7 protein-coding genes and 3 pseudogenes are annotated in these 8,875 nt (G+C 67.3%); 8 read left to right on the top strand and 2 right to left on the bottom strand.

All coding sequences use genetic code 11. The features are described from left to right. Window positions 1-2: 2 nt before the first annotated feature. Window positions 3-137: pseudogene (mptB, locus tag A5625_RS30775) on the top strand (polyprenol phosphomannose-dependent alpha 1,6 mannosyltransferase MptB); the annotation flags it as partial. A gap of 20 nt (window positions 138-157) precedes the next feature. Here the strand turns inward: mptB (A5625_RS30775) and mptB (A5625_RS18530) are convergent. Beyond that, a pseudogene (mptB, locus tag A5625_RS18530) lies at window positions 158-1,654 on the bottom strand (polyprenol phosphomannose-dependent alpha 1,6 mannosyltransferase MptB); the annotation flags it as partial. Between the two features lie 80 nt (window positions 1,655-1,734). Here mptB (A5625_RS18530) and A5625_RS18525 point away from each other — a divergent pair. From A5625_RS18525 to A5625_RS18495, 7 genes and pseudogenes are all read left to right on the top strand, one after another. Beyond that, the gene (locus A5625_RS18525) at window positions 1,735-2,559 is read left to right on the top strand and encodes a metalloregulator ArsR/SmtB family transcription factor (protein ID WP_156748345.1); all 825 of its coding nucleotides are present in this window, start codon (window positions 1,735-1,737) and stop codon (window positions 2,557-2,559) included. Beyond that, window positions 2,556-4,004, top strand: coding sequence for a Fe-S cluster assembly protein SufB (sufB, locus tag A5625_RS18520; RefSeq protein ID WP_066997078.1), 1,449 nt, complete (start codon window positions 2,556-2,558; stop codon window positions 4,002-4,004). The genes A5625_RS18525 and sufB overlap by 4 nt, the downstream gene beginning before the upstream one ends. Continuing rightward, window positions 4,004-5,197: a Fe-S cluster assembly protein SufD gene (gene sufD, locus A5625_RS18515; protein ID WP_066997075.1), complete on the top strand. Its 1,194-nt coding sequence runs from the start codon at window positions 4,004-4,006 to the stop codon at window positions 5,195-5,197. The genes sufB and sufD overlap by 1 nt, the downstream gene beginning before the upstream one ends. Further along, window positions 5,194-5,995: pseudogene (gene sufC / locus A5625_RS18510) on the top strand (Fe-S cluster assembly ATPase SufC); the annotation flags it as partial. The gene sufD and the pseudogene sufC, both read left to right, overlap by 4 nt. Next, entirely contained in the window at window positions 5,975-7,237 is a 1,263-nt protein-coding gene (locus A5625_RS18505; protein WP_066997069.1) for a cysteine desulfurase, read from the top strand. The pseudogene sufC and the gene A5625_RS18505, both read left to right, overlap by 21 nt. Next, entirely contained in the window at window positions 7,234-7,734 is a 501-nt protein-coding gene (sufU, locus tag A5625_RS18500) for a Fe-S cluster assembly sulfur transfer protein SufU (protein WP_156748343.1), read from the top strand. Before A5625_RS18505 ends, sufU begins: the two co-directional genes overlap by 4 nt. After that, entirely contained in the window at window positions 7,709-8,056 is a 348-nt protein-coding gene (locus tag A5625_RS18495) for a metal-sulfur cluster assembly factor (RefSeq protein ID WP_066997063.1), read from the top strand. Before sufU ends, A5625_RS18495 begins: the two co-directional genes overlap by 26 nt. Before the next feature lie 31 nt (window positions 8,057-8,087). Here the strand turns inward: A5625_RS18495 and A5625_RS29215 are convergent, their stop codons facing one another. Then, window positions 8,088-8,714 carry a DUF5666 domain-containing protein gene (locus A5625_RS29215; RefSeq protein ID WP_156748347.1) on the bottom strand — a complete coding sequence of 209 codons (627 nt, stop codon included), beginning with the start codon at window positions 8,712-8,714 and terminating at the stop codon, window positions 8,088-8,090. Window positions 8,715-8,875: the final 161 nt, after the last annotated feature.

Raw genomic sequence — 8,875 nt, 5'->3', positions numbered from 1 at the left:
GGTTGCTGCTGGCCGTCTTCCGTGGCCGGCTGCACCCCATCGGCGGGCTGGGCGTCGCGCTGGGCATCACGGTGCTGCTGTTTCCGGTGGTGCAGCCCTGGTATCTGCTGTGGGCGATCATTCCGCTGGCCGCCTGGGCAACCCGTACCGGCTTCCGGGTGGCCGCGATCGTGATCAGCCTGGTCGTCGGCATCTTCGGCCCGACCGCCAACGGCGACCGGTTCGCGCTGTTCCAGATAGTGGACGCCACCCTGGCCAGCACCGTGATGCCCAGCGCGACGCCCAGCCCGCCGATGGGGTGCAGCCGGCCACGGAAGACGGCCAGCAGCAACCAGGCCACCATGACCGTGATGATCAGCACACCGATCCCACGGGTCAGTCCCAGCACCGCGGTGGTGTGATCACCCAGCCCGAGCAGAATGCCCACCTGGCCGGTGCCGAGCGCCAGCAGCGTCGGCGGCGACATCCAGCTGCGCACCACGTTGGCGGTGCCCAGCGTGTAGATCCAGCCGAACCCCAGGCCGCTGGCCCAGCCCACCAGCGCCATCACCGCCAGCGACAACGTCGCCATGCAGCCGCCGGTCACCAGCAGGGCACGCAGTGTCCCCCCGCAGCGGTAGGCCAGCGCCATCGTGACGAAGCCCAGCGCCAGCAATGACGGCAGCTTCACCTGCGACGACAGTACGATGAGAATCGAACCGACGGCCAGCATCCCCAGCGGCTCCCAGTCCGGGGCGATGCTGAGTGCCCGGTTCCTCCTCCGGCCACCGGCCGGCGTCGTCTTCGGGGCCATCTTCCACGACGAGGGCAGCAGACGCGGGGCGTCAATGCCGCGCAACGCGAATTCCGCGCCGGCCAGCATCAGGCCCAGCATCAGCGCCTCGTTGTGCCCGCCCGCCACCAGATGCATGATCAGCAGCGGATTGGCCGCTCCCAGCCACAGCGCGCTGACTTCGGCGACGCCGCAGCGCTGAGCCAGCCGCGGGGTCGCCCACACAATCAGTCCGACGCCCAGCAGTTCCACCAACCGGTGACACAGCACGGCGGCGACGATGTTCTCCCCGGTGATCGCCGAGATGCCGCGCCCGATCCACAAGAACAGCGGCCCATACGGTGCGGGCGTCTCGCGCCACAGTGTCGGCACCGACAGCGTGAAGATGTGGGACAGGCCCAGCCCCGAAGCCGGCCCCACCCGGTACGGGTCGAGTCCCTCCAGCGAGATCTGGCTCTGCGCCAGATAGGAGTAGACGTCCTTGCTGTACATCGGTGGGGCGATCAACAGCGGTAGCACCCACAACAGCAGGGTGCGGTCCAGTTCGCCGCGCGACATCCGCCGGTTTCCCAACGCGAACCGGCCCAGCATCAACCAGGCCAACGCCATCATGACCGCGCCGGTGGTCGTCATGGTCAGCGACACGGTCTGGATCCGCGACGGCAGGTTGAGCAGCCGCACGCCGAATGTGGGGTCCTGCACGACGGGCCGGGCGCCGGCGCCCAGCGCACCGATCGCCATCACCACGGTGCCGGTGGCACCGAACAGGCGGGTGCGGCGCAGCGCGGTGAGCTCGGTATCGTTCAGCGGCGTGCCCACCGCTTGCTCGTCGCCGTGCAGACTGGCGATCGATGAGCTCAGCGTGTGGTGGCGGGCTGCCATCAGAGCAGCGTAGCCGCCGGATGGAAAGGGTCTCTGCGCCGCCGCAGGTGTGAGCAGCGCAACCCGAAGACAGGGGACCCTTGGTAGACCGATCCCCGGAATTGCGTCACACTGGTGTTGTGAAAATCCGAACCAGCCTCGATGGGGCCCCCGGAGCCGGCGTCGCCGCTACCGGTGTGGCAGACGTCGGCGCCTCGGTGCCGGATGGTCACACCCGCCGCGCGATCGTGCGGCTGCTACTGGAATCCGGATCGATCACCGCCGGCGAGATCGGTGACCGGCTGGGCCTGGCGGCCGCCGGTGTGCGACGGCACCTGGACGCCCTGATCGACGCGGGTGATGCCGAATCCACCGCGGCCGCGGCGTGGCAGCAGGTGGGACGGGGACGTCCGGCCAAGCGTTATCGGCTGACCGCGGCAGGCCGGGCCAAGCTCGACCACGCTTACGACGACCTGGCGGCGGCCGCCATGCGGCAGCTGCGCGAAATCGGCGGTGAAGAGGCCGTGCAGGCATTCGCCCGGCAGCGGATCGACACCATCTTGGCCGACGTCCCGGCCGCCGACAGTGCGGCGGACGCCGACGTCGAGGCGACCGCCGACCGGATCGCCACCGCGTTGACCAAGGCCGGTTATGTCACCACGACCAACCCGGTCGGCGGGCCCATTCACGGCGTGCAGATCTGTCAGCATCACTGCCCGGTATCTCATGTCGCCGAGGAATTCCCCGAGCTGTGCGAGGCCGAGCAGCAGGCCATGGCCGAGGTGCTGGGCACCCACGTCCAGCGGTTGGCGACCATCGTCAACGGCAACTGTGCCTGCACCACGCACGTCCCCCTGACCCAGGCAACCACCCCGGCGCCCAGCCCGCGCCACAACACCACCAAGACCAAAGGAGCGTCTCGATGACACTCACACCCGAGGCCAGCAAGACGGCGACCGCGCCGCTGACCCAGGAAGAGGCAATCGCTTCCCTGGGGCGGTACGGCTATGGCTGGGCTGACTCCGACATCGCCGGGGCCAGCGCCCAGCGCGGGCTGTCCGAGGCCGTCGTGCGGGACATCTCGGCGAAGAAGAACGAGCCGGAGTGGATGCTGCAGACCCGGTTGAAGGCGCTGCGCATCTTCGATCGCAAGCCGATGCCGAAGTGGGGCTCGAACCTGGGGGGCATCGACTTCGACAACATCAAGTACTTCGTGCGTTCGACGGAGAAGCAGGCGGCCTCATGGGAGGACCTGCCCGAGGACATCCGCAACACCTATGACCGGCTGGGCATTCCGGAAGCGGAGAAGCAGCGTCTGGTCGCCGGTGTCGCGGCGCAGTACGAGTCCGAGGTGGTCTACCACCAGATCCGCGAGGACCTGGAAGCTCAGGGCGTCATCTTCCTGGACACCGACACCGGACTGCGCGAACACCCCGAGATCTTTCAGGAGTACTTCGGCACCGTGATCCCGGCCGGGGACAACAAGTTCTCCGCGCTGAACACCGCGGTGTGGAGCGGCGGCTCGTTCATCTACGTCCCGAAGGGCGTGCACGTCGACATCCCGCTGCAGGCCTACTTCCGGATCAACACCGAGAACATGGGCCAGTTCGAGCGGACGCTGATCATCGCCGACGAGGGCTCCTACGTGCACTACGTCGAGGGTTGTACCGCGCCGATCTACAAGTCGGACTCGCTGCACTCGGCGGTGGTCGAGATCATCGTGAAGCCCAATGCGCGCGTTCGCTACACGACGATCCAGAACTGGTCGGGCAACGTCTACAACCTGGTCACCAAGCGGGCCCGCGCCGAAGCCGGCGCCACCATGGAGTGGATCGACGGCAACATCGGGTCGAAGGTCACCATGAAATACCCGGCGGTCTGGATGACCGGCGAGCACGCCAAGGGCGAGGTGCTGTCGGTGGCCTTCGCCGGCGAAGACCAGCACCAGGACACCGGTGCGAAAATGCTGCACCTGGCGCCGAACACGTCGAGCAACATCGTGTCCAAGTCGGTGGCTCGCGGCGGTGGCCGCACCTCCTACCGCGGCCTGGTCCAGGTGAACAAGGGTGCGCATGGATCGCGTTCCAGCGTGAAATGCGATGCGCTGCTGGTCGATACGATCAGCCGCAGCGATACCTACCCGTACGTCGACATCCGCGAGGACGACGTCACGATGGGCCACGAGGCCACCGTGTCCAAGGTCAGCGAGAACCAGCTGTTCTACCTGATGAGCCGCGGCCTGACCGAGGACGAGGCGATGGCCATGGTGGTGCGCGGCTTCGTCGAGCCGATCGCCAAAGAGCTGCCGATGGAGTACGCGCTCGAGCTCAACCGGCTGATCGAGCTGCAGATGGAAGGCGCGGTCGGCTAGTGACGAATCTGACCGAAGCGGTTGAGGGTTCGGCCCTGACCGCAGTCAACAAGGGCGAGTTGTTCTCCTCGTTCGATGTGGACGCGTTCGAGGTCCCACACGGTCGCGACGAAATCTGGCGGTTCACGCCGTTGCGCCGGTTGCGTGGCCTGCACGACGGCTCGGCACGCGCCACCGGCAAGGCCGAGATCAGCGTCAGCGAGCAGCCCGGCGTGCGCGTCGAGACCGTCCGCCGTGGCGACGAGCGGCTCGGCCAAGCTGGTGCGCCGACTGACCGCGTTGCGGCGCAAGCATTTTCGTCGTTCAATTCCGCGACCCTGATCACCGTCGAGCGTGACACCCGCATCGCCGAGCCGATCGGTGTCACCGTCACCGGCCCCGGCCAGGGCGCGGTGGCCTACGGACACCTGCAGATCCGGGTCGCCGAGCTGGCAGAGGCGGTCGTCGTCATCGACCACCGGGGCAGCGGAACGCTGGCTGACAACGTCGAATTCGTCGTCGACGACGCCGCCCGGCTCACCGTGGTCTGGCTCGCTGACTGGGCTGACGACGCCGTGCACGTCAGCATGCAGCACGCCAAGCTGGGCAAGGACGCGGTGCTGCGCCACGTCGCCGTCACGCTGGGCGGTGAAGTGGTGCGGATGACGGCCAACGTGCGGTACCTGGGCCCCGGCGGCGACGCCGAGCTGCTGGGCCTGTACTTCGCCGACGACGGGCAGCACCTGGAGTCGCGGCTGCTGGTCGATCACGCGCAGCCCAACTGCAAGTCCAATGTGCTGTACAAGGGTGCGCTGCAAGGCGATCCGGACTCCGGGTTGCCCGACGCGCACACGGTCTGGATTGGCGACGTGTTGATCCGCGCCGAAGCCGCCGGCACCGACACCTTCGAGGTGAACCGCAACCTGGTGCTCACCGACGGGGCACGCGCCGACTCGGTGCCCAACTTGGAGATCGAGACGGGTGAGATCGTCGGGGCCGGGCACGCCAGTGCCACCGGCCGTTTCGATGACGAGCAACTGTTCTACCTACGCTCCCGGGGCATCCCCGAGGAGCAGGCGCGCCGCCTGGTGATCCGCGGGTTCTTCGCCGAAATCATCTCCAAGATCGCGGTCCCCGAGATACGGGAACGCCTGACCGCAGCCATCGAACGCGAACTGGCCTTAACCGAAAAGACGGAAACAACAGCCTCATGACCACTCTGGAAATCAAAGACCTGCACGTCAGTGTCGTGAACCCGAACGCCGCCGAGTCCGAGCGCGAAATCCCGATCCTCAACGGCGTCGACTTGACGGTGAAATCCGGTGAGACACATGCCTTGATGGGACCCAACGGCTCGGGCAAGTCGACGCTCTCCTACGCCATCGCCGGGCACCCCAAGTACACGGTGACCTCGGGCTCCATCACGCTGGACGGCCAGGACGTGCTGGCGATGAGCATCGACGAGCGGGCCAGGGCCGGAATCTTTTTGGCGATGCAGTATCCCGTCGAAGTGCCCGGCGTCTCGGTGTCCAACTTCCTGCGTTCGGCCGCGACCGCGGTGCGCGGTGAGGCGCCGAAACTGCGGCATTGGGTCAAAGAGGTCAAGGCGGCGATGGGCTCGCTGGAAATCGACCCGGCCTTCGCCGAACGCAGCGTCAACGAGGGTTTCTCCGGTGGCGAGAAGAAGCGCCACGAGATCCTGCAGCTCGAGCTGCTCAAGCCCAAGATCGCCATCCTCGACGAGACCGACTCCGGGCTGGACGTCGACGCGCTGCGAGTGGTCAGCGAGGGCGTGAACCGTTACGCGGAGACAGAGCACGGCGGCGTCCTGCTGATCACCCACTACACCCGCATCCTGCGCTACATCCGTCCCGAATACGTGCACGTGTTCGTCGGCGGGCGCATCGCCGAATCCGGCGGTCCTGAGCTGGCCGACGAACTCGAGCAGAACGGCTACGTCCGCTTCACCCAGGCGGCAGCGGGAGCCTGACATGGCTACACCTTCGGCGGCGGTTTCACCCCTGGACATCGACGCGATCCGCGCCGATTTCCCGATTCTCAAGCGGGTGATGCGCAGCGGAAAACCGTTGGCCTATCTGGATTCCGGTGCGACCTCGCAGCGTCCGCTGCAGGTGCTCGACGCCGAGCGGGAGTTTCTGCTGACCTGCAACGGCGCCGTGCATCGCGGTGCGCACCAGCTGATGGAAGAGGCCACCGACGCCTACGAGCAGGGGCGCGCCGACATCGCGGCCTTCGTGGGCGCCGATGCCGACGAGCTGGTGTTCACCAAGAACGCCACCGAGGCGCTCAACCTGGTGTCGTATGTGCTGGGGGACAAGCGTTCGGAACATTCCGTCGGCCCCGGTGACGTCATCGTCACCACCGAGCTCGAGCACCACGCCAACCTGGTCCCGTGGCAGGAACTGGCCCGGCGCACCGGTGCGACGTTGCGCTGGTACGGCGTCAGCGATGACGGCCGCATTGACCTCGACTCGCTGGAGCTCGACGAGCGCGTCAAAGTGGTTGCCTTCACCCATCATTCGAATGTGACCGGCGCGCTGGCCCCGGTGGCCGAGCTGGTCAGCCGCGCGCGCGCGGTGGGCGCGCTGACCGTGCTGGACGCCTGCCAGTCGGTGCCGCACCAGCCCGTCGACTTCCACGCCCTCGATGTCGACTTCGCCGCATTCTCCGGACATAAGATGTTGGGTCCCAACGGAATCGGTGTCCTGTATGGGCGCCGCGGGGTGTTGTCGTCCTTGCCGCCGTTCCTGACCGGCGGCTCGATGATCGAGACGGTCACCATGGAGGCCTCCAGCTACGCGGCGGTCCCGCAGCGGTTCGAGGCCGGAACACCGATGACCTCCCAGGTGGTGGGACTGGGCGCGGCCACCCGCTATCTCAGCGCCATCGGGATGCAGGCCGTGCAGGCCCATGAACATCAATTGGTCACCGCGGCCATCGAGGGGTTGTCCGGCATCGATGCCGTGCGCATCATCGGGCCGGGGCCGAGCGAGAACCGCGCCTCGCCGGTGTCTTTCGTGGTCGACGGCGTGCACGCGCACGATGTTGGGCAGGTGCTCGACGACGAAGGCGTCGCGGTGCGAGTGGGTCACCACTGCGCGTTGCCGCTGCACCGCCGGTTCGGCCTGGCGGCCACCGCGCGGGCGTCCTTCGCGGTGTACAACACCGCCGAGGAGGTCGAACGTCTGGTCGCCGGCGTGCGGCGTGCCCTGGATTTCTTTGGGAGAGGCTGACATTGCGTCTCGAGCAGATGTATCAGGACGTGATCCTGGACCACTACAAGCACCCGCAGCACCGCGGGTTGCGCGAGCCGTACGGCGCCGAGGTGTTTCACGTCAACCCGGTCTGCGGTGACGAGGTCACGCTGCGGGTGGCGCTTTCCCAGGACGGCGAGACCATCGCCGACGTGTCCTATGACGGGCAGGGCTGCTCGATCAGCCAGGCGGCGACCTCGGTTCTCACCCAGCAGGTGATCGGTCAAACCGTCGGCGAGGCACTCAAGACCATCGACGCGTTCACCGAGATGGTGTCCTCCCGGGGCAACATCGAGGGTGACGAGGACGTGCTGGGCGACGGGATCGCGTTCGCCGGGGTGGCCAAATACCCGGCGCGGGTGAAATGCGCGCTGTTGGGCTGGATGGCGTTCAAAGATGCTCTAGCCAAGGCTTATTCGGGCCGGGCAGCAGACTTCGAGGAGGTTACAGATGAGCGAGACCACCGCGCAGGATGACGAATTGCTTGCCGACCTCGAGGAGGCGATGCGTGACGTCGTCGACCCCGAACTCGGCATCAACGTCGTCGATCTGGGACTCGTCTACGGGCTAAACGTCGAGGCGGGTGACGACGGGACCGTCGCCCTGATCGACATGACGCTGACGTCGGCGGCCTGCCCGCTGACCGATGTCATCGAAGACCAATCCCGCAGCGCGCTGGTGGGCGCCGGTCTGGTCGACGACCTGCGGATCAACTGGGTGTGGAACCCGCCGTGGGGACCGGACAAGATCACCGAGGAGGGCCGCGAACAGCTGCGCGCTCTCGGATTCACCGTCTGATCGACGCCCCGTCGCGTGCCGGCGATCGCCCCTAGAGGTGGATGTGGGGGAGGTGTGGCAGGTGGGGCAGGTGGTGGTGCGGACGCCCCATCGGTGGACACGTCTCCAAACTGATCAATGTTGCATGCAGTACGCCGCCGTCTTGAAATCCCTGCGCCCCCATGCATTTACCGTTCGTGATCGCCTGGGCGTCCGACGGGGTCTGCCGCTGATATGAGGTCGAGTCGGTGACGGTGACGTTGGTGGCGCCGCCGGGGCCCAGGCCATTGACGGCGATGGTATTGCCCGACACCGAAGCGACGGTGCCGTAGAACCCGGCCGGCGGGGGACACTTACCGTCCGCGGACTGGGTGACCGTCACCGTCTGCGCGGTGATCGCCCCCGGGGGCGGCGCGCTCTGCGGGGTGGCTTTGATATTCACGCAACTGCCGGGCGTCACGTCGGTCAGCTTCGCTGGGGTGACCTCGACGACCAGGGTTTGCGGCGTGTAGTCCACCGTCGCCGAACCGGTCCGCGTCCGAAGCCCAATCGTGCCACCCGAGTTCGACTGCACCATGCCCTCGACGTAGTCCTTCGGGGCCGGCGGAGGCGGAGGCGGCGCTGGTGGCGGCGCCGCGCTCGGTGTGGTGATCGCTTTCATCGCGCTGGGCGTCGCCATGTGCGGGCCCTCGCACAACACGTCGACTAGCAGCGCCCCGCCCGCCGGTCCGGCGGCCCCGCCCAGCGCGGCCCCGAGCGCGGCGCCGCCGGGTCCTCGGCGATAACGAGGCACAGACCCTCTCCGATCTAGCGTTTCGCCGTCCTCGTCGTTTACCCTCG

It is taken from the genome of Mycobacterium sp. 1465703.0 (genome assembly GCF_001672975.1).
Taxonomy (GTDB): Bacteria; Actinomycetota; Actinomycetes; order Mycobacteriales; family Mycobacteriaceae; genus Mycobacterium.
Note: the sequence above shows the minus strand (reverse complement) of the source record. Positions and strands in the feature narration are given on the sequence as shown.

Coding starts and splice junctions, on each gene's coding strand:
- sufB (WP_066997078.1), top strand. CDS start 2,556: ATGACACTCACACCCGAGGCCAGCAAGACGGCGACCGCGCCGCTGACC.
- A5625_RS18505 (WP_066997069.1), top strand. CDS start 5,975: ATGGCTACACCTTCGGCGGCGGTTTCACCCCTGGACATCGACGCGATC.
- A5625_RS18495 (WP_066997063.1), top strand. CDS start 7,709: ATGAGCGAGACCACCGCGCAGGATGACGAATTGCTTGCCGACCTCGAG.
- A5625_RS29215 (WP_156748347.1), bottom strand. CDS start 8,714: ATGGCGACGCCCAGCGCGATGAAAGCGATCACCACACCGAGCGCGGCG.